Genomic DNA, 20,664 nt, shown 5'->3' on the forward strand with positions numbered 1-20,664 from the left:
GACATGGGCGCGTTGCCTTTCCTGGATCTGCCGCGCGTGCGGCGCGCGCAGGGCGTCATGGCCTTGCCCGGCTCCAAGAGCATTTCCAACCGCGTGTTGCTGCTCGCAGCCATCGCCGAGGGCGAGACCGCCATCACGGGGCTGCTGGATTCGGATGACACCCGCGTGATGCTGGCCGCCCTGCGGCAGTTGGGCGTGGCGGTGTCCGAGCTGGCCGAGGGCCGCGTCACCGTGCGCGGCGTGAGCCGCTTTCCGGTCGACAGCGCCGACCTGTTCATGGGCAACGCCGGCACCGCCATCCGGCCGCTGACGGCGGCCTTGGCGCTGATGGGCGGCGACTACCGCCTGTCCGGCGTGCCGCGCATGCACGAGCGTCCCATCGGCGACCTGGTCGATGCGCTCAAGGCGCTCGGCGCCCGCATTGACTACCTGGGGCAGCCTGGCTACCCGCCGCTGCATATCGGCCGCGGCGAGATCGCGACGTCGGCCGTGACGCAGGTGCAAGGTTCGGTCTCCAGCCAGTTCCTGACCGCCTTGCTGATGGCCGCGCCGCTGCAGGCCGGCCAGAGCGGCCAGCCGGTGGTGATCGAGGTGCTGGGCGAACTGATCTCCAAGCCCTACATTGAAATCACCCTGAATCTCATGGCGCGTTTCGGCGTGACCGTGCAGCGCGATGGCTGGAGCCGCTTCACCATCGCCGGCGGCGCCCGCTACCGCAGCCCGGGCCGCATCGCGGTCGAGGGCGATGCCTCCACCGCGTCGTATTTCCTGGCGCTGGGCGCCATCGGCGGCGGTCCGCTGCGGGTGACCGGCGTGGGCGCCGGCAGCATCCAGGGCGACGTCAAATTCGCCGAGACCCTGGCTGCCATGGGCGCGAGCGTGACCTACGGCGACGGCTGGATCGAAGTGACCGGCGTGCGCGTGGCCGAGGGCGGTCGGCTGAAGGCCTTCGACACCGATTTCAACCTGATTCCCGACGCCGCCATGACGGCCGCCGCGCTGGCGCTGTACGCCGATGGCCCCTGCCGCCTGCGCAATATCGGCAGCTGGCGCGTCAAGGAAACCGATCGCATCCACGCCATGCAGACCGAGCTGGAGAAGCTGGGCGCGCGGGTGGAATCGGGGCCGGATTGGCTGAGCGTGACGCCGCCCGCCGAGGGGGGCTGGGGCGATGCGCACATCGGCACCTGGGACGACCACCGCATGGCGATGTGCTTCTCGCTGGCCGCGTTTGGCCCGGCGGCGGTGCGGATTCTGGATCCGGGTTGCGTCAGCAAGACGTTCCCGGGTTACTTTGATGTCTACGCCGGCCTGGTGTCGGCGTAGCGACCACGGGCTCCGGCCCATTTTCCCTACATGACTTCGACTGATCCGATCGTGACTTCCGCTGCTCCCGTCATCACCATCGACGGCCCGACCGCCTCGGGCAAGGGCACCGTCGCCCACCGCGTCGCCAAGGCGCTGGGCTGGGCGGTGCTGGACAGCGGCGCGCTCTACCGGCTGACCGCCCTGGCGGCGATCAACCGCGGCGTCGACGCGGCCGACGAGCCCGCCGTGGCCCGCGTGGCCGAGACGCTGGACGTGCGTTTCGACGGCCCCCATGTCTACCTGGAGGGCGCCGACGTCGGCCATGAGATCCGGCGCGAGGCCGTTGGCAATTTCGCTTCCCGCGTGGCCGCTTTTCCCGGGGTGCGGCAGGCGCTGCTCGAGCGCCAGCGCGCTTTCCGCCTGCTTCCCGGGCTGGTCGCGGACGGCCGCGACATGGGCACGGTGGTGTTCCCTGATGCGTCCCTGAAGGTGTTCCTGGTGGCCGATGTGGTCGCGCGGGCTGAGCGGCGGCGTAAGCAGTTGATCGAAAAGGGAATTTCTGCTAATCTAGACGACCTTTTGCGGGATATGCGCGAGCGGGATGCCCGCGACACGCAGCGCGCCACGGCGCCCTTGGCTCCCGCAGCGGATGCACACGTGCTGGATTCGTCGAATCTGACGATTGCGGAAACCGTGCAGGCAATACTGGATCTCTGGCAGGCCCGCCCGACGCATTAAGCGTATCAAGTGTGGCGTATCAAGTGTGGCGTATCGAGCGCGGTGTATCAAGCGCATGAGTCGATGCACATGAATCGACGCACATGAATCGACGCACATGAAACGCATGAGGCTTACGGCGCAGGCACCCGCCAGTCTTTTTTATCGGCCCTGTCCTGGCCAGGCGACACCCCCACGGGACACCCCGCAAGGGCAAACCGGCAGGCAGGTATTTTGACTCCACTGTGGCGGGCAATCCGCTGCGGTGTGTTTTTAACGGCCATTTCGGCCCAATGGATTTCAACCCCATGTCTTCCGTTTCCACTACCGCCACCGGCGGCGAAAGCTTCGCCGACCTTTTCGCCCAGAGCCTCAAGAGCCAGGACATGAAGTCCGGCGAGGTCATCAGCGCCGAAGTCGTGCGCGTCGACCACAACTTCGTCGTCGTCAACGCCGGCCTGAAGTCCGAAGCGCTGATCCCCCTGGAAGAGTTCCTGAATGACCAGGGCGAGCTCGAAGTGCAACCCGGCGATTTCGTCTCGGTGGCCATCGATTCCCTGGAAAACGGCTACGGCGACACCATCCTGTCGCGTGACCGCGCCAAGCGCCTGTCGGCCTGGCTGCAACTGGAAAAGGCCCTGGAAAACGGCGAGCTGGTCACCGGCACCATCACCGGCAAGGTCAAGGGCGGCCTGACCGTCATGACCAACGGCATCCGCGCGTTCCTGCCGGGTTCGCTGGTGGACCTGCGTCCGGTCAAGGACACCACCCCGTACGAAGGCAAGACCCTCGAATTCAAGGTCATCAAGCTCGACCGCAAGCGCAACAACGTCGTGCTGTCGCGTCGCCAGGTGCTGGAAGCCAGCATGGGCGAAGAGCGCCAGAAGCTGCTCGAAACCCTGCACGAAGGTGCGGTGGTCAAGGGCGTGGTCAAGAACATCACCGATTACGGCGCGTTCGTGGACCTGGGCGGCATCGACGGCCTGCTGCACATCACCGACATGGCCTGGCGCCGTGTGCGTCACCCGTCCGAAGTCCTGCAAGTGGGTCAGGAAGTCGAAGCCAAGGTCCTCAAGTTCGACCAGGAAAAGAGCCGCGTCTCGCTGGGCGTCAAGCAACTGGGCGAAGATCCGTGGGTGGGCCTGGCTCGCCGCTACCCGCAAGGCACCCGCCTGTTCGGCAAGGTTACCAACCTGACCGACTACGGCGCGTTCGTTGAAGTCGAAGCCGGCATCGAAGGCCTGGTGCACGTCTCCGAAATGGACTGGACCAACAAGAACGTTGATCCGCGCAAGGTCGTGACCCTGGGCGAAGAAGTCGAAGTCATGGTCCTGGAAATCGACGAAGACCGTCGTCGCATCTCGCTGGGCATGAAGCAGTGCCGCCAGAACCCGTGGGAAGAGTTCGCCACCAACTTCAAGCGTGGTGACAAGGTCCGCGGCGCCATCAAGTCGATCACCGACTTCGGCGTGTTCGTCGGCCTGCCCGGCGGCATCGATGGCCTGGTTCACCTGTCCGACCTGTCGTGGACGGAAACCGGCGAAGAAGCCGTGCGCAACTTCAAGAAGGGCGACGAGATCGAAGCCGTGGTTCTGGGCATCGATACCGACAAGGAACGCATCTCGCTGGGCATCAAGCAGCTGGAAGGCGACCCCTTCAACAACTTCGTTGCCACGTTCGACAAGGGCGCCGTGGTTCCGGGCACCATCAAGTCGGTCGAAGCCAAGGGCGCCGTCGTGACGCTGTCCGTGGACGTCGAGGGCTACCTGCGCGCTTCCGAGATCTCCTCGGGCCGCGTCGAAGATGCCACCACCGTGCTGACCGCCGGCGAGAACATCGAAGCCATGATCGTCAACATCGACCGCAAGACGCGTTCGATCCAGCTGTCGATCAAGGCCCGCGACAACGCCGAAACCGCCGAAACGATCCAGCGCATGTCCGACGCCAGCGCTTCGTCCGGCACCACCAACCTCGGCGCGCTGCTGAAGGCCAAGCTGGACCAACAGCGCAACGACGGTTAATTCGTGACCAAGTCGGAGCTGATCGCCGCCTTGGCGGCCCGCTATCCTCAGCTGGCCGCCCGCGACACCGATTACGCGGTCAAGACCGTGCTCGATGCGATGACCCAGGCCCTGGCCTCGGGCCAGCGCATCGAAATCCGCGGTTTTGGCAGCTTCTCGCTGTCGCAGCGGTCTCCCCGTATCGGCCGCAACCCGAAGTCCGGCGAACAAGTGCTGGTGCCTGGCAAACAGGTGCCGCACTTCAAGGCGGGCAAGGAATTGCGCGAGCGGGTGGACTTGGTCGGCGGCAACGACGAGGACGCTCAATCCTCTGGATCGAGCGAACCGATGCCGTCCATGGCAAGCTTGCACGCCATGCATTGACGGCACGGCCAGCAAGCCGCCTGCGGGCGGATCGGACCGCGAGCAAAGCCCCTTGAGCAATCAAGGGGCTTTGTTTTTGGGCTTCCCGCCCACGGGCGTGGCGACCATCGAAGGCGTGCCTTTGAAGGGCGATACACGAGGTGTGGAGGTCGCTTACAATTGACCCTCTCGAATTTTTAGGAGCATGCGTCATGCGCTACCTTGTCTGGGCCCTGCGATTGCTCGTGTTCGTGGCGGTACTGATGTTCGCGTTGAAGAACACCGATCCCGTCGCCGTGAAGTTCTATGCCGATTACGTGGTGCAGGATGTGCCGCTGATCGTCGTCATGCTGGTGGTGTTCGTGGTCGGCGCCCTGTTCGGCCTGCTGCTGACCGTGCCCGCCGCCATGCGCCGCCGCCGCGAGGCCATCCGCCTGCGCCGCGAACTCGACCGCGTGCAGGCCGCCGTGGCCGGCACCACGCCGGCCGTGCCGCCGGAAGCCGTCGCGCCCATGTCGCCGCTGTGACGGCGCCGCGCTGTCCGCAGGCCTTTCTTTTCCGCATTGAATCTACGCAAGAGCCCGCATAGTGGATTTTGAACCTTGGTGGTTGATATTCGTGCCGGTGTTGTTCGCGCTGGGCTGGCTGGCCGCGCGCTTCGACATCCGGCAGATGCTGCGGGAAACCCGCAGCCTGCCCGATTCGTATTTCCGGGGCCTGAACTTCCTGCTCAACGAGCAGCCCGACCGCGCCATCGACGCGTTCGTCGAGGTGGCCAAGCTCGATCCCGAAACCACCGAACTGCACTTCGCGCTGGGCAGCCTGTTCCGCCGCCGCGGTGAAATGGAGCGCGCCATCCGCGTGCACCAGAGCCTGCTGAACCGTTCCGACCTGCCCGCCGCCGAGCGCGAGCACGCCCAGCATGAACTGGCGCAGGATTTCCTCAAGGCCGGCATGCTCGACCGCGCCGAAAGCGGCTTCGAGCAGCTCAAGGACACCCGCTATGCCTTGCCGGCACTGCGCTCGCTGATCCGCATCTACGAATCCGAGCACGACTGGCCGCGCGCCATCGAGGCCGTCAAGACGCTGCATGGCCTGGTCGACGAGCCGGTGCCGCAGATCGTGCATTACTACTGTGAGCAGGCCGCGACCGCGCTGGCCGCCAAGCCGCCCAATGTCGATGCCGCGCACGCCGCCCTGGATGCCGCCGACCACGCCCTCTCGACCGCAGATGCCGGCATGTCGAGCAAGGGCGCCATGGTGCGCACCGCGATGCTGCGCGCGCGCCTGGCGCTGATCGAGCAGGATCCCAAGCGCGAGCGCCTGTACCTGGAGTCGGTCATGACCGACGCCCCCGAGTACGCCGGCCTGGTGGCCGAGCAGTTGCTGGCCAACTACCGCGCCGCGGGCCAGGCTGAGGCCGGGCTGGAGTTGTTGCAGCGCCAGTACGCCCGCCATGCCTCGCTCGACCTGTTCAATGTTGTGTTCCGCGAGTTGCGCGTGCAGCAGGGCTCGGCGCCGGCCTGGGCCTTTGCCCGCGGCGCCCTGCGCAGCCATCCCTCGCTGCTTGGCCTGGACCGTCTGCTGGAGGCCGAACTGGCCAACTCGGAAGGCGCCACCGAAGAGGGCCCCGTGCCCGGAGCCGACCTCACGCTGCTGCGCAGCCTGATCCACAAGCATACGCAACGACTGGACCGCTACGCGTGCCGGAGCTGCGGTTTTCAAGCGCGCCGTTTCTACTGGCAATGTCCTGGCTGCAATGCCTGGGAAACCTACGCGCCGCGTCGTCTGGAAGAACTTGAATGAGCCAATTTCCCGCCGAATCCATTTCGCATAGCCGCGTGCTCGTGGTGGGCGATGTCATGCTGGACCGTTACTGGTTTGGCGAGGTGGAGCGTATTTCCCCCGAGGCGCCGGTGCCGGTGGTGCGCGTCGCGCGCCGCGAGGACCGCCTGGGCGGCGCGGCCAATGTGGCGCGCAACGTCGCCGCGCTGGGCGGTCATGTCACGCTGGTGGGCGTGCTGGGCGAGGACGAGGCTGGCGACAGCGTGCGCCGCCTGGCCGCCGAGGCCGGCATCCAGGCCGACCTGATCACCGACCTGAGCCTGCACACCACGTTGAAGATGCGCGTGCTGGGCCGCCAGCAGCAGTTGCTGCGCGTCGACTTCGAACAGCATCCGGCGCCGGAAGCGCTCGACAGCATCGATGCCGCCCTGGCGCGTCACCTGGCCAATCACGACATCGTGGTGCTGTCCGACTACGCCAAGGGCGTGCTGACGCGGGTCGAGTCGCTGATCGCGCTGGCCCGCAGCGCCGGCATCCCGGTGCTGGTCGATCCCAAGGGCGATGACTATTCGCGCTATCGCGGCGCCACGCTGGTCACGCCCAACCGTTCCGAAATGCAGCAGGCCGTGGGCCGCTGGAATTCCGAATCCGAACTGACCGATCGGGCGCAGCGCCTGCGCGCCGATCTGGACCTGGAAGCCTTGCTCGTGACGCGTTCCGAGCAGGGCATGACTTTGTTTACCGACACGGGCCGCGAGCACATCGACGCGCAGGCGCACGAGGTGTTCGACGTGTCCGGCGCGGGCGATACCGTGCTGGCGACGCTGGCCGTCTCGCGCGCCATCGGCCTGCCGTGGGCGGATGCCATGGGCTGGGCCAACCGGGCCGGCGGCATCGCCGTGGGCAAGCTGGGCACGTCCGTTGTCACCGCCGCCGAACTGGCAGGAGAACTCTCATGATCGTTGTTACCGGAGCCGCGGGCTTCATTGGCAGCAACCTGGTGCGCGGCCTGAACCGCCGCGGGATCGAAGACATCATCGCGGTCGATGACCTGACCGAGGGCGACAAGTTCGTCAATCTTGTTGACTGCAAGATCGCCGACTACCTGGACAAGGACGACTTTCGCCGCCGCGTCGCCGATGGCAGCCTGCCGGAGATCCGCGCCGTTTTGCATCAGGGCGCCTGCTCGGACACCACCGAGCGCAATGGCCGCTACATGCTCGACAACAACTACCGCGTCACGCTGGAGCTGTTCGAGTTCTGTCAGGCGCGCCGCATTCCTTTCCTGTATGCCTCGTCGGCCGCGGTCTACGGCGGCTCCTCGGTCTACGTGGAAGACCCGGCCAATGAAGGTCCGCTGAATGTCTACGGCTATTCGAAACTGCTGTTCGACCAGGTGCTGCGCAAGCGCATGGACAGCCTGACCGCGCAGGTCGTGGGCCTGCGCTATTTCAACGTTTACGGCCCGCACGAGCAGCACAAGGGCCGCATGGCCTCGGTGGCTTTCCACAACATGAACCAGTTCCTGGAACATGGCCACGTGCGCCTGTTCGCCGGCTGGGACGGCTATGTGGATGGCGGCCAGAGCCGCGACTTCATTTCGGTGGAGGATGTGGTGGCGGTGAATCTGCATTTCCTCGACCATCCCGAACAATCGGGCATCTTCAATTGCGGCACGGGCCGCGCCCAGCCGTTCAATGACGTCGCGGCGGCCGTGGTCAATACCCTGCGCGCCGAACGCGGCGAAGCGCAATTGACGCTGGCACAACTGGTGGAGCTGGACCTGATCCGCTACATCCCGTTCCCCGACGACCTGAAAGGGCGCTACCAGAGCTACACGCAGGCCGACGTCACCCGCCTGCGCGCGGCCGGCTTCAAGGCGCCCATGCGCGATGTGCAGACCGGCGTGTCCGAGTACGTGCGTTATTGGCGCGCCCGCAAGTAAGCCGGCACGTGGCCGTCCCGGGGGGGGGGCGCCCGGGGTAAGAAGCCGCCGCGACAGGCGGCTTTTTTCTTGCCTGCGTGGTTGCCGAGGTGGATCAAACCGTTCACTGCGCGCCCGCCGGCCTGTTCCGGCGGGCCATGATCCGGAGGTGGCGCCACAGCCGTTGCGCCGCTTTTTTTCCGGAGACCTGTCCATGAATCCCTTCCTCTATTCCCCCATCGCCCGTCGCCTGCCGGCGTTGCCGTGGCGGCGTTCGTGCGCCGCCGTCACAGGACGCTGCCAGCCCGGCCTGCGCCGGGCGTTGGGCGCCGCCCTGCTGGCCGCCGGCGTGGCGCACGCGCCGGCGCAGGCGCTCGATCTGAACGACGCCACCGCGCAACAGCTTGAGGCCATTCGCGGCATCGGCCCGCGCACGGCGCAGATGATCGTCAGCGAGCGCGAACGAGCCGGCCGGTTCGAGTCCTTGCAGGACCTGGCCGAGCGGGTGCGCGGCATCAGCCAGAAGAAGGCCGAGGCCCTGGGCGCCGCCGGCTTGACGGTGGGCGAGGCCGGTTCCGCGTCCAAGGCCGCGGATGGCGTGACCAAGCCGGCCGGTGCCCGACCCGTCGGCCATCCGCCCGCGGCCGCGGCGGCGGTCAAGCCGCCCGTGGCCGCGAAGGCGGCGGGGGCGACGCGGGCGGGTGGGCCGGCCGCGGCCCGGCCACGCCCCTGATCCGCGCCGGCCCGATCCCGGCGCTGTGTTGAACCCCTGGCGCGAGCGCGGCTTTTGGCGGCGCCCGGCGCCGGGCGGGGTTATGATCGGCGGCATGACTACTACCTATCCCACCATCGAGCAGACCGTCGGCAATACACCGCTGGTGCGCCTGCAGCGCATTCCCGGAGCCGCCGGTGCGGCGCGGGGCAACGTCATTCTTGCCAAGCTGGAAGGCAATAATCCGGCCGGTTCGGTCAAGGACCGTCCCGCGCTGTCCATGATCAAGCATGCCGAGGAGCGCGGCGACATCAAGCCGGGCGACACGCTGATCGAGGCGACCAGCGGCAACACCGGCATCGCGCTGGCCATGGCTGCCGCCATGCGCGGCTACCGCATGATCCTGATCATGCCCGACAACCTGTCGGTGGAACGGCGCGCGGCCATGACGGCCTATGGCGCCGAGCTGATCCTGACGCCGGCCGACAAGGGCGGCATGGAATACGCCCGCGACCTGGCCACCGAAATGCAGGCCGATGGCCGTGGCGTGGTGCTGGACCAGTTCGCCAACCCGGACAATCCGCGCGCGCACATCGAGACCACCGGCCCCGAGATCTGGAACCAGACCGAAGGCCGCGTCACGCACTTCGTCAGCGCGATGGGAACCACCGGCACCATCATGGGGGTATCCACGTACCTGAAATCGCGCAACCCCGCGGTGCAGGTGGTGGGGGCGCAGCCCGCCGAGGGTTCGTCCATCCCCGGCATCCGCAAGTGGCCGGAAGCCTACCTGCCCAAGATCTTCGACCGCAGCCGCGTGGATGCCTACGAATCGATCGAGCAGGCCGAGGCCGAGGCCATGGCGCGGCGCCTGGCTTCGGAAGAAGGCATCTTCGGCGGCATCTCGTCGGCCGGCGCGCTGGTCGCGGCCTTGCGCGTGGCCGAGCGCGTCAATGACGCGACCATCGTGTTCATCGTCTGCGATCGCGGCGACCGCTACCTGTCCACGGGCGTCTTCAACGCCTGATGCCGACCGCGGGCGGCTGCCCGTGCCCAGAAAAAACGCCCCACGTCCCGGAACCGTCCGGGGCGTGGGGCGTTCGCGTCGAAGGCCCGGCCATGTGGCGCGGGCCGTCGCCAGGCCTTACTCGGGCTGGATGTTGGCGTCCTTCATGACCTTGATCCAGCGCGCGCTTTCGGCCAGGTTGAAGGCTTCGGCTTCCTGGTAGGTCATGGTGCTGGGCAGGGTGCCCTGCGACTTCAGCGCCTCGACGACCTTGGGCGATTGCGACGCCTCGATCATGGCCTTGTTGAGCTTGGCGATGATGGGTTCCGGCGTGTCCTTGGGCACCCACATGCCATACCAGGTGACGATGTCGAAACCGGGCAGGCCGTTCTCGGCGATGGTGGGCACGTCCGGCAGTTCGGCCAGGCGGGTCTTGGTGGTGACGGCGATCGGACGCACCTTGCCGCTCTGGATCAAGGGCAGGGCGGGGGCCAGCGGCGCGTACATCAGGTCGACGTGGCCGCCGGCGACGTCGGTCAGGGCCGGGCTGCTGCCACGGTAGCCCACGTGCGAGATCGACGCCTTGGTGGTGGTGTTGATCAGCTCGCCGGCCAGGTGCGGCAACGTGGCCACGCCGGGCGAGGCGAAGCTGAGCGAACCCGGCTGGGCCTTGGCCTGCGCCAGCAGTTCGCCGAAGGTCTTGAACCTGGAGTCCGGCGGTACCACCGCCACCATCGGCACCGTGCCGAGCACGCCGACCATGCGGAAGTCCTTGATCGGATCGAAGGTCAGGCTCTTGAACTGGGCCGGGTAGATGCCCTGCACGGACGGGTTCATCAGCACCGTGTAGCCATCGGCCGGCGCGCGCGCCACCTGGGCGGCGCCAATCGTGCCGCTGGCGCCAGGGCGGCTTTCGATCACCAGCGGCTGGCCCAGGATCTCGCCCATGCGCACCGCGATCACGCGGCCCACCACGTCGGTCGGGCCACCGGCCGCCCACGGCATGATCACGCGGATCGGCTTGTCCGGATAGGTGTCCTGCGCCTGCGCGCTGGCGAGCGGCAAGGTCCCGATGGCGATTGCCGAGCATGCCGCGGCGAGCAAAGTGCGCTTGTTCATCTGCTGTCTTCTCCTACAAAGGTGAGGTTGGCCGAGGGCAGGGCCGCGTACAGCAGCGCCTTGACCTCTTTGAGTTGCTGGCCAGTGGTGGCTTCGTTTTTCTGCATGCGCCCCAGGGGGCCGGCCACCACGATGGCGAAGGGTTGTTCATAGGCCTTGAAGCCGAGCGAGATGGACATCACGTCCTCGACGTTCTCGCCAAGCGAGCGTTGCCAACCGCGCTGGATGCCGGCCTGCAGGTCGCGGTCGAAGGCGGCCTGGCTGGTGAGCGTGGTCTCGGTATACGAGGCAAAACCGGGGTAGGTCTTGAACCATTTCTGGCGCTCGTCCTCGGACAGCACCGACAGCAGGGCCTTGCCCGAACTGGTGGCGTGCACCGCCTTGAAGCCGCCCGGCTGGTGAGAGAAGCGGATGGTCTGCTTGGATTCGGCAACGATCAGGTAGACCACCTTGTCGTCCGCCAACTTGGCCAGCAGGGCCGTTTCGCCGGTGAGATCGCGCACCCGCGCCAGTACCGGCTCGATCACCGCGTTCAGTGGATCGCTGCGGCAGATCAGGGTGGCGACGTGGATCAGCTTCTGTGTCGGGTAATAACCGTGCTTCTTGCCGATCTCGTACAGATAGCCGCGCGCCACCATGGTCTTGAGCAAGCCATGGCAGCTGGACAGCGGGATCTCCATCTGCGCGGCGATTTCGCTGTACAGCAACGGCTTCTGCGCCTCGGCGAAGAGGTTCAGGACATCCAGGACTCTGGCAGCTGTTTTCACATCCATGATGTTATTATCCTATATGTGATAAATTTGTGTCAAATTCTTAATTCCAGCCAAGGAGCCGCGCCGCATGAGATGGAAGAACCGTCCCGAAGGGTCGAACTGGGGAGACTTCGGTCCTGATGACCAACGGGGTTGCCTGAATTACATCACTCCCGCGAACGTGATGAAGGGAATCCAGGAGGTCCGCGAGGGGTTGAACTTCTGTCTGTCGCTGCCGCTGGATTATCCCGGCGGCAACGGCGTCAATGTGCGCCGCCATCCTCCGAAGCTGCGCCCCACCGAACGCGACGGCGACCAGTACCTGAACTTCCCCCTGGGCCGGCTGCGTCCGGGCTGTGTCGACGTGCTGAGCGATGACATCGTCGAAATGAGCCTGCAGTACTCGACCCAGTGGGATTCGCTGGCGCACGTGGGCGCGTTGTTCGACGCCAACGGCGACGGCCTGCCCGAACGCGTCTATTACAACGGCTACCGACCGAACGAGCACGTTGTCGGCCCGGTCGACTATGACGTCGACAACGGCTTTGCCAAGACCGACCTGGGCCAGGGCGGCGCCTCGCATGCCAAGAAACTGGACATTACCCAGTTGGCCGAGTCCTGTCTGCAGAGCCGCGGGGTGATGATCGACCTGGCGCGGCATTATGGACGCGAGCAGAAGTCCGTGGGCTACGACGACCTGATGCGGATCATCGAGGCCGACCGCATCGAGATCGAGCAGGGCGACATCTTGCTGTTCCATACCGAGTTCGGCGATGCGCTGCTGGAAAAGCAGCGCCAGCCGGATCATCACACCTTGCACGAGATCTGCGCCGGGCTGGATGGCAGCGACGAGAAGCTGCTGCAGTGGATCACCGATTCCAGGGTGGCCGCGATGGCCTCGGACAACCATGCGCTGGAAATCTACCCGACGCAAAAACCCAACGCCTGCTGCGCGGCGTTGCCGCTGCATCACCATTGCATCTTCAAGCTCGGCCTGCCGATCGGCGAGATGTGGTACCTCGGGGCGCTGGCGCGCTGGCTGACGGCCCACGGGCGCAGCCGTTTCCTGCTGACCGCGCCGCCGCTGAACCTGCCGGGGGCGGTGGGTTCGCCCGCCACGCCGGTGGCCACGGTCTGAGCCTGAGGGCGACGCAATCGGGCAGGCCTCTGGATCGGGTCTGCGCCGGGCGAGCCGGCGCCGCTCGGAACGGCGCGGCACGCGCCGACCCAGGACGAGCTAACCGGCACTGCGCCGACTTCACAGCCCGGGGCCTCCCGGGCCTTGGGCAGTGGCTCCCGGGCGCTCAGCGGCCGACGCGCGCCTCGATCTCGGCGGCCAGGTCGGCCACCGCGGTGGCATAGAAGTAGCTGCGGTTGTATTTCGTCAGGGCAAAGAAGTTGGGCGTGCCAACGCGGTATTGCGCGGTGCCGCGGGCTTCTTCCACCAGGTCGACGACGCCCATGGGCTGGCTGCCCCAGCCGTTGGCCGAGGCGCCGGGCTGCAGGCGCGCGCCCGCTGCGGTCAGGGTGCCCCAGGTCTGCTTGGGTTCCAGGCCGCCGTCCACCAGCGCGGTGGGATCGGCCGGCAACGTCACCGGCGCGAATACCGGCAGTCCGCGCTGCCAGCCGTGCTGCGACAGGAAGCTGCCGACCGACATGATGGCATCGCGGGTGTTGTTGGTCAGGTCGATATGACCGCTGTCATCGCCGTCCACCGCGTAGTGCTTGATGCTGGTGGGCATGAATTGCGGCATGCCGATGGCCCCGGCGTATGAGCCGCGGGTTTCCATGTCCAGCTTGCCTTTCATCACCAGCGTGAGGAAGTCGGCCAGTTGGCCGCGGAACATGGTGGCGCGCTCGGGCTTGGCCGGGTCCGGATAATCGAAGGCCAGCGTGGTCAGCGCGTCCAGCACGCGGAAATTGCCCATGTTGCGGCCATAGAGCGTTTCAACGCCGATGATCGAGGCGATGATGGGGGCCGGCACGCCGAAGCGCTGCGCGGCCTGGTTGAGCTGGTCGCGGTGCTCGTTGTAGAACTCCACGCCCCAGCCGATGCGCTTGGGCTCGACGAAGCGCGAACGGTAGGTCAGCCAGCTGCGCCAGATCTTCTTGCCGGGCGGCGACGGGGCGATCAGCCGCGCCACGGTGGCGTTGTAGCGGGCGCCCTCGAGCGCCGCGACCATGGGTTTGAGCGGCAGGTCGCGCTCGGCGGCCAGGCTTTCGACGAAGGCGCGCACCTCCGGCCGCAGGGCGCCGCTAGGCGTCAGGGCGGCCGGGCCGTCGTCCGCGGGCTCGGCACCGAGTGTCGGCGTACTGGGTCCGATGCGGATGGGCGTGGTGCCGGTTGTGGCGGCCGGCGGTTGGCCGGCGGGCGGATTGGGGGAGGTGGGAGCGGTGGTGGCACAGCCGGCCAGGAGGGCCGACAAGGTGCCGAGTTGCAGTAATCGCCGACAGGTGAACATAATCTTCCTTATGGAGACCATGTATCTTACCCACCCGGCATGCCGCTTGCATGAAATGGGCAGTTGGCATCCGGAGAGCCCGCAGAGGCTGGATGCCATTTCCGACCAATTGCTCGCCAGCGGTTTGATGCCCTATCTGGATGACCGGCAGGCGCCGCAGGCGTCGCGCCATGACGTGCTGCGGGTGCACACTGTCCAGTATCTGGACAGTCTGCGCGAACATACCCCGGAACACGGGTATTACCCGATAGATCCCGACACCCTCATGAACCCCCACACCTACGAGGCCGCGCTGTACGCGGCCGGCGCGGGCGTGGCGGCCGTGGACGCGGTGATCGGCGGCGAGGCGCGCACGGCGTTTTGTGCGGTGCGTCCTCCCGGACACCACGCCTGCCGTTCGCAGGCCATGGGCTTCTGCTTCCTGAACAACGTGGCCATCGCGGCCCGCCACGCCATGGACTTCCACGGCCTGTCGCGGGTGGCGATCGTCGATTTCGACGTGCACCACGGCAACGGCACCGAGGACGTCTTCGCGGGCGATGAGCGGGTGCTGATGTGCAGCATTTTCCAGCATCCCTTCTTTCCCAACAGCGGCACCGAACATCCGGCGGCCAACATGGTCAACGTGCCTGTGGCCGCCTATACGGCGGGCGCTGCTGTCCGTGCCATCGTCACGGACACCTGGCTGCCGCGGCTGGAGGCGCACCGCCCGGAACTTATTCTGATTTCGGCCGGTTTCGATGCCCACCGCGAGGACGACATGGGTCAAATGGGGCTGGTGGAGGCCGACTATGCATGGATCACCGAGCAGCTCGTGGAGGTGGCGGAACGCCATTGCCAGGGGCGCATCGTCAGCACGCTCGAGGGCGGTTACAACCTGTCCGCCCTGGGTCGCAGCGTCGTGGCCCATATACGGGCGCTGGCGAAGCTGTAGAATCAGGAAAAAATTGTGCAATGCGATCCCGGCGGGTCGTTGATCCGCCGGGAATTTATTTCCATTTGGAGGCAGCGGGATGAAGGTGTTGGTACCTGTCAAGCGCGTCGTTGACTACAACGTCAAGGTGCGCGTCAAGTCTGATCAGACCGGCGTGGATATCGCCAATGTGAAGATGTCGATGAACCCCTTTGACGAGATCGCCGTCGAGGAAGCCACCCGCCTGAAGGAAAAGGGCGCCGTGGCCGAAGTCGTGGCGGTTTCTTGCGGCGTTGCGCAATGCCAGGAAACCCTGCGCACCGCCATGGCCATCGGCGCCGACCGTGGCGTGCTGGTCCAGACCGACGCCGAACTGCAACCGCTGGCCGTGGCCAAGCTGCTCAAGGCCCTCGTCGACAAGGAACAGCCGCAACTGGTGATCCTGGGCAAGCAGGCCATCGACGACGACGCCAACCAGACCGGCCAAATGCTGGCCGCGCTGCTGGACTGGCCGCAAGCCACGTTCGCCAGCAAGGTCGAGCTGGCCGATGGCAAGGCCACGGTCACGCGCGAAGTCGACGGCGGCCTGGAAACGCTGACGCTCAAGCTGCCGGCCATCATCACCACCGACCTGCGCCTGAACGAGCCGCGTTACGTCACGCTGCCGAACATCATGAAGGCCAAGAAGAAGCAGCTGGACACCGTCACCCCGGAAGAACTGGGTGTCGATCCGGCGCCGCGCCTGAAGACGCTCAAGGTCAGCGAGCCGCCCGCCCGCAAGGCCGGCATCAAGGTGGCCGATGTCGCGGCCCTGGTGGACAAACTCAAGAACGAAGCGAAGGTGGTTTGAGATGACGACGCTGGTTATTGCCGAACACGATAACGCCCAGCTCAAGGGCGCAACCCTGAACGCCGTCGCCGCCGCCGCCAAGATCGGAGGCGACGTCCACGTGCTGGTCGCCGGCGCCAATGCCCGTGCCGTGGCCGACCAGGCCGCGCAGGCGGCTGGCGTGTCCAAGGTGCTGCTGGCCGACGCGCCGCAACTGGCCGACGGCCTGGCCGAGAACGTCGCCGCCCAGGTGCTGGCCGTGGCCTCCGGCTACAGCCACATCCTGTTCCCGGCCACCGCCTCGGGCAAGAACGTCGCCCCGCGCGTGGCCGCCAAGCTCGACGTGGCCCAGATTTCCGACATCATCGGCGTGGAATCCGCCGATACCTTCCAGCGCCCGATCTACGCCGGCAACGCCATCGCCACCGTGCAGTCGGCCGACCCGGTCAAGGTCATCACCGTGCGCACCACCGGCTTTGACGCCGTGGCCGCGCAGGGCGGCTCGGCTGCCGTGGAAGACGTTGCCGCCGTGGCCGATTCCGGCCTGTCGAGCTTCGTCGGCCGCGAAGTCGCCAAGAGCGACCGTCCCGAACTGGCCGGCGCCCGCGTCGTCGTGTCCGGCGGCCGTGGCCTGGGCAGCGCCGAGAACTTCAAGATCCTGGATCCGCTGGCCGACAAGCTCGGCGCCGCCCTGGGCGCTTCGCGCGCCGCGGTCGACGCCGGCTATGCGCCCAACGACTGGCAGGTCGGGCAGACCGGCAAGATTGTTGCGCCGCAACTGTACGTGGCCGTCGGTATCTCGGGCGCCATCCAGCATCTGGCCGGCATGAAGGATTCCAAGGTCATCGTCGCCATCAACAAGGATCCCGAAGCGCCGATTTTCGGCGTGGCCGATTATGGCCTGGTGGGCGATCTGTTCCAGGTGGTTCCCGAACTGACCGGCGCGCTGTAAGCCGACGCGCCCCGGCGTTAATGCCAAAAGCCCGCGGACATTATGTGTCCGCGGGCTTTTTTATTGCACCTGACAAACGAAACTATTTGATATTTGTAGTGGGAATTTTTTGATCTTTGGAAAGATTCTGATAATGTATGCCGCGCGCAGCTAGGATTCGCGCAAGTGCTTGGCCGGTACATAACGAAGGAGATTCGGGATGGAATGGTTATTTGACACTCTGCGGAAATACCCTGAACTGGCCATATTCCTTACCCTCGGGCTGGGGTATTGGATAGGCGCCAAGAAGATATTCGGATTCAACCTGGGGGCGGTGACCGGCACCTTGCTGGTCGGTGTGCTGGTCGGCCAGCTCAATATCACGATCGCCCCGATCGTCAAACAGGTTTTCTTCCTGCTGTTCCTGTTCGGCCTGGGCTATGGCGTCGGGCCGCAATTCTTCCGCGGCATGAAAAGCGATGGCCTGCCGCAAGTCATTTTCGCCGTGATCATCTGCGTCATCTGCCTGCTGGTGACCTGGGGCACTGCCGTGGGCTTCGGCTTCGATGCCGGCACCGGCGCGGGGCTGCTGTCCGGCGCGCAGACCATTTCGGCGGTGATGGGGGTGGCGACCGATACCATCAACGGCCTGGGCATCGACGCGGCCACCAAGAAGAAATGGATCGACAGCATCCCGGTGGCGTACGCGGTCTGCTACATCTTCGGCACGGTGGGCAGCGCCTGGCTGCTGGCCTCGCTTGGCCCCAAGCTGATGCGCGTGGACATCGTCAAGGAGTGCAAGGAGTACGAAGCCAAGATGTCCGGCGGGGCGGATTCGATGGAGCTGTCGGGCTATCGCAAGTTCATTTCCCGCGCCTACAGGCTGGACCATCCCGAATTCGTCGGCAAGACAGTGGGCGAGATTGAATCGCGCTTCGTCGAAGCGCGCGTATTCATCGAACGCATCCGCCGCGGCGACCAGATCCTCGACGCCGATTCCACCACCGTGCTGCAGGCCGGCGACGTGCTGGGCGTGGCCGGCAGGCATGACGCGCTGGTGCTGCAGGCGGCCGGGATCATCGGTACCGAGGTCGAGGACCGTGACCTGATCAACCTGCCCGCCGAGATTGTCGAGGTGGTGCTCACCAACAAGAACCTGGCCGGCAAGACCGTCAAGGAAATATCCGAAATGGAACAGGTGCGCGAGCTGGGTCGCGGCGTGTTCCTGCGCAAAGTGGTGCGCGGCGGTCACGAAATGCCGGTCAACTGGGGCCTGAAGCTCGACCGGGGCGATCGCCTGTTCATCCTCGGCGCCAAGCGCGACGTCGAACGGGTGGTGAGCAAGCTGGGCTACGTGGACCGCGCCACCGAGCAGACCGACATGGTGTTCGTGGGCTTCGGCATCCTGCTGGGCGGCCTGTTCGGTACGCTGGTGCTGACGGTCGGCGGCATTCCCATCACGCTGTCGACCTCGGGCGGCTCGCTGATCGCCGGCCTGATCTTCGGCTATCTGCGGTCGGTGCATCCCACCTTCGGGCGAGTGCCGGAACCGGTGCATTGGTTCCTGACCTCGGTCGGCCTGACGGCCTTCGTGGCGGTAGTGGGCATCAGTTCCGGGCCGGGCTTCGTGCAGGGCTTCCAGCAGCTCGGCGCCAAGCTGTTCATCGCCGGCATCATCGCCACCAGCGTACCCATGATCCTGGGGGTGTACATCGCGCGCTACGTCTTCAAGTTCCACCCGGGCATCGTGCTGGGCGTGTGCGCAGGGGCCCGCACCACCACGGCCGCCATCGGCCAGATCACCGAGACCGCGAAGAGCCAGGTGCCCGCCCTGGGCTATACCGTGCCCTACGCCATCGGCAATACCCTGCTCATCATCTGGGGCATTGTCATCGTCATGCTCATGACCTAGCGGGATTCCCGCCCGCGCGCATGCGGGCGGGCCTGCGGATTCCGGGAGCCGCGCCCCCGGGCAAGCGCCTGTCAATCGCAAACCAGGAGTACTGAATAATGGCTTCCACCGCGCCTCTCACCGTCAGCCTGGCTTCGGCCCTCAAGACCACCCGTTCGCGCCAGCGCGACCTGGAGCAACTGTCGCCCTTCGAATTGAAGGACTACCTGATCACGTTGGCCAAGGAAAGCCAGCAGACCGCCGTGCTGACCATGCTGAACGCCGGGCGTGGCAATCCGAACTGGATCGCCACCGAGCCGCGCGACGCTTTCTTTCTGCTGGGCCAGTTCGCGATGAAGGAAGCGCGCCGGGTGCGCGACGACGTCATCCTGGCGGGCATGCCGCCCAAGAAGGGCTGCGCCGACCGCCTGCGCAAGTTCCTGTCCAAGAACAAGGGCGCGGCGGGAGCGGACTTCCTGGCCGGCGTCCTGGAGTATGGCGTGAAGGTCAAGAACTTCGTGCCGGATGAGTGGATCCACGAGCTGACCGACGGCATCATCGGCGATAACTATCCGGTGCCGCCGCGCGCACTGGTGCACCTTGAACAGATCCTGCACGATTACCTGATCAAGGAAATGTGCGATGGCCGTCCGCCCAAGGGCAAGTTCGACCTGTTCCCGGTCGAAGGCGGCACGGCGGCCATGTGCTACATCTTCGATTCGCTGATGCAGAACGGCCTGCTCAAGCAGGGCGACACCATTGCGCTGTTCCTGCCGACCTTCACGCCGTATATCGAGATCGCGCATCTGGAGCGCTTCCAGTTCAAGATTGTCGCCATCAATGCCAGCAGCGTGCGCGCTGATGGCACCCACGACTGGCACTATCCCGCCTCGGAAATCGCCAAGCTGGAGAACCCCAAGATCAAGCTGGCGGTGACCGTCAATCCCAGCAATCCGCCGTCGGTGGCTTTCAGCCCGGTAGAGATGAAACAGATCGTGGGGTTGATCCGCAAGAATCCGGACCTGGTGCTGGTGACGGACGATGTGTATGGCACCTTCGTGCCCAACTTCCGTTCGCTGATGGCCGAGGTGCCGCACAACACTATCTGCGTATATTCGTTCTCGAAGAACTTCGGTTGCACCGGCTGGCGCCTGGGCGTGATCGCGACCCACGAGAAGAACACCATGGACCGCCGCATCGCCGAATTGCCGGCATCCTGGAAAAACCGGCTGAACAAGCGCTACGGCGCCATGACCATGGAGCCCGAGAAGCTCAAGTTCATCGACCGGCTGGTGGCCGACAGCCGCAATGTGGCGTTGAACCACACCGCCGGCTTGTCGTTGCCGCAGCAGGTGCAGATGGGCTTTTTCGCGCTATCTCATCTGCTGGACCTGAAGGACGCGTACAAACACCTGACCATGCAGATCGTGCGCGCCCGCCGCGATGCGTTGTGGCGTGGCCTGGGGGCGCCGTTGCCGCCGGAAGATCCGATGCGTGGCTGGTACTACGTCGAACTGGACTTCATGGTGTGGGCCAAGAATACCTATGGCGACGCGTTCTGCAAGTACATGGCGTCGAACTACGAGCCGGTCGACTTCCTGTTCCGCCTGGCCGAGAAATCCGGCGTGGTGCTCATGGATGGCGGCGGCTTCGGCGGCCCGCCGTGGTCGATCCGCATTTCCCTGGCCAACCTGGATGATGGCGACTATTCCAAGATCGGCAAGCATATGGTCGAGGCCGCCACGGAATACGTCGAGGCCTGGAAGGCCGGCCAACTGGTGCGTTCGGGTCCGACCGCCGGCAAGGGCCAGAAGGTCAAGCCCGCCGCCGCCAAGCGCAAGGCCGCCGGCAAGCAAGCCGCCAAGAAGGCGGTGAAGCAGGCGGTCAAGCAGGCCGCCAAGGCCGAGCGCTCGGCCACCAAAGGGGCGAAGTAGCCGCCATCGTCCGCCAGA

Annotated in this window: 19 protein-coding genes; 16 read left to right on the forward strand and 3 right to left on the reverse strand. The window is 65.9% G+C overall.

The features are described from left to right. The first annotated feature begins 3 nt into the window (after positions 1 to 3). The 10 genes from aroA (at position 4) to cysM (ending at position 9,836) form a co-directional block, all read left to right on the forward strand. Positions 4 to 1,326, forward strand: coding sequence for a 3-phosphoshikimate 1-carboxyvinyltransferase (aroA, locus tag HV742_RS02005; RefSeq protein ID WP_175144357.1), 1,323 nt, complete (start codon positions 4 to 6; stop codon positions 1,324 to 1,326). Positions 1,327 to 1,356: 30 nt separating this feature from the next. Next, positions 1,357 to 2,046, forward strand: a complete 690-nt coding sequence (gene cmk / locus HV742_RS02010) for a (d)CMP kinase (RefSeq protein WP_054416847.1) — start codon at positions 1,357 to 1,359, stop codon at positions 2,044 to 2,046. A gap of 287 nt (positions 2,047 to 2,333) precedes the next feature. Continuing rightward, positions 2,334 to 4,046: a 30S ribosomal protein S1 gene (gene rpsA / locus HV742_RS02015; RefSeq protein ID WP_026382780.1), complete on the forward strand. Its 1,713-nt coding sequence runs from the start codon at positions 2,334 to 2,336 to the stop codon at positions 4,044 to 4,046. 3 nt (positions 4,047 to 4,049) lie between these two features. Continuing rightward, the gene (locus HV742_RS02020) at positions 4,050 to 4,409 is read left to right on the forward strand and encodes an integration host factor subunit beta (RefSeq protein ID WP_049072346.1); all 360 of its coding nucleotides are present in this window, start codon (positions 4,050 to 4,052) and stop codon (positions 4,407 to 4,409) included. Positions 4,410 to 4,600: 191 nt separating this feature from the next. Then, entirely contained in the window at positions 4,601 to 4,915 is a 315-nt protein-coding gene (locus HV742_RS02025; protein WP_049072347.1) for a lipopolysaccharide assembly protein LapA domain-containing protein, read from the forward strand. A 61-nt stretch (positions 4,916 to 4,976) separates the two neighbouring features. Further along, positions 4,977 to 6,194 carry a lipopolysaccharide assembly protein LapB gene (gene lapB, locus HV742_RS02030; RefSeq protein WP_068979908.1) on the forward strand — a complete coding sequence of 406 codons (1,218 nt, stop codon included), beginning with the start codon at positions 4,977 to 4,979 and terminating at the stop codon, positions 6,192 to 6,194. Next, positions 6,191 to 7,132: a D-glycero-beta-D-manno-heptose-7-phosphate kinase gene (gene rfaE1, locus HV742_RS02035; protein WP_053085994.1), complete on the forward strand. Its 942-nt coding sequence runs from the start codon at positions 6,191 to 6,193 to the stop codon at positions 7,130 to 7,132. Before lapB ends, rfaE1 begins: the two co-directional genes overlap by 4 nt. Continuing rightward, positions 7,129 to 8,118 carry an ADP-glyceromanno-heptose 6-epimerase gene (gene rfaD, locus HV742_RS02040; protein WP_049072350.1) on the forward strand — a complete coding sequence of 330 codons (990 nt, stop codon included), beginning with the start codon at positions 7,129 to 7,131 and terminating at the stop codon, positions 8,116 to 8,118. The genes rfaE1 and rfaD overlap by 4 nt, the downstream gene beginning before the upstream one ends. A 193-nt stretch (positions 8,119 to 8,311) precedes the next feature. Further along, entirely contained in the window at positions 8,312 to 8,830 is a 519-nt protein-coding gene (locus tag HV742_RS02045) for a ComEA family DNA-binding protein (protein ID WP_175144358.1), read from the forward strand. 94 nt (positions 8,831 to 8,924) lie between these two features. Continuing rightward, positions 8,925 to 9,836, forward strand: a complete 912-nt coding sequence (gene cysM, locus HV742_RS02050) for a cysteine synthase CysM (RefSeq protein ID WP_049077573.1) — start codon at positions 8,925 to 8,927, stop codon at positions 9,834 to 9,836. A gap of 117 nt (positions 9,837 to 9,953) precedes the next feature. Here the strand turns inward: cysM and HV742_RS02055 are convergent, their stop codons facing one another. Continuing rightward, positions 9,954 to 10,934, reverse strand: a complete 981-nt coding sequence (locus HV742_RS02055) for a Bug family tripartite tricarboxylate transporter substrate binding protein (RefSeq protein ID WP_049072351.1) — start codon at positions 10,932 to 10,934, stop codon at positions 9,954 to 9,956. Next, the gene (locus HV742_RS02060; RefSeq protein WP_049072353.1) at positions 10,931 to 11,707 is read right to left on the reverse strand and encodes an IclR family transcriptional regulator; all 777 of its coding nucleotides are present in this window, start codon (positions 11,705 to 11,707) and stop codon (positions 10,931 to 10,933) included. The genes HV742_RS02055 and HV742_RS02060 overlap by 4 nt, the downstream gene beginning before the upstream one ends. Positions 11,708 to 11,774: 67 nt before the next feature. On the opposite strand from HV742_RS02060, the gene HV742_RS02065 reads away from it, so the two are divergent. Continuing rightward, positions 11,775 to 12,824 (forward strand): cyclase family protein, encoded by a 1,050-nt coding sequence (locus tag HV742_RS02065; protein ID WP_049072354.1) that lies wholly within the window; start codon positions 11,775 to 11,777, stop codon positions 12,822 to 12,824. 166 nt (positions 12,825 to 12,990) lie between these two features. Here the strand turns inward: HV742_RS02065 and mltB are convergent, their stop codons facing one another. Then, positions 12,991 to 14,148 (reverse strand): lytic murein transglycosylase B, encoded by a 1,158-nt coding sequence (mltB, locus tag HV742_RS02070; RefSeq protein ID WP_175144359.1) that lies wholly within the window; start codon positions 14,146 to 14,148, stop codon positions 12,991 to 12,993. Between the two features lie 10 nt (positions 14,149 to 14,158). On the opposite strand from mltB, the gene HV742_RS02075 reads away from it, so the two are divergent. The 5 genes from HV742_RS02075 (at position 14,159) to HV742_RS02095 (ending at position 20,646) form a co-directional block, all read left to right on the forward strand. Then, the gene (locus tag HV742_RS02075; RefSeq protein WP_080977347.1) at positions 14,159 to 15,082 is read left to right on the forward strand and encodes a histone deacetylase family protein; all 924 of its coding nucleotides are present in this window, start codon (positions 14,159 to 14,161) and stop codon (positions 15,080 to 15,082) included. 79 nt (positions 15,083 to 15,161) lie between these two features. Beyond that, a complete protein-coding gene (locus HV742_RS02080) occupies positions 15,162 to 15,911 on the forward strand; it encodes an electron transfer flavoprotein subunit beta/FixA family protein (protein ID WP_006388274.1) in 750 nt (249 codons plus the stop codon). 1 nt (position 15,912) lies between these two features. Continuing rightward, positions 15,913 to 16,842: an electron transfer flavoprotein subunit alpha/FixB family protein gene (locus tag HV742_RS02085; RefSeq protein WP_175144360.1), complete on the forward strand. Its 930-nt coding sequence runs from the start codon at positions 15,913 to 15,915 to the stop codon at positions 16,840 to 16,842. A gap of 199 nt (positions 16,843 to 17,041) precedes the next feature. Further along, positions 17,042 to 18,733, forward strand: a complete 1,692-nt coding sequence (gene aspT / locus HV742_RS02090) for an aspartate-alanine antiporter (protein WP_049072359.1) — start codon at positions 17,042 to 17,044, stop codon at positions 18,731 to 18,733. 98 nt (positions 18,734 to 18,831) lie between these two features. After that, positions 18,832 to 20,646: a bifunctional aspartate transaminase/aspartate 4-decarboxylase gene (locus HV742_RS02095; RefSeq protein ID WP_049072360.1), complete on the forward strand. Its 1,815-nt coding sequence runs from the start codon at positions 18,832 to 18,834 to the stop codon at positions 20,644 to 20,646. Positions 20,647 to 20,664: the final 18 nt, after the last annotated feature.

The organism is Achromobacter ruhlandii, assembly GCF_902859695.1.
Lineage (GTDB): Bacteria > Pseudomonadota > Gammaproteobacteria > Burkholderiales > Burkholderiaceae_B > Achromobacter > Achromobacter ruhlandii.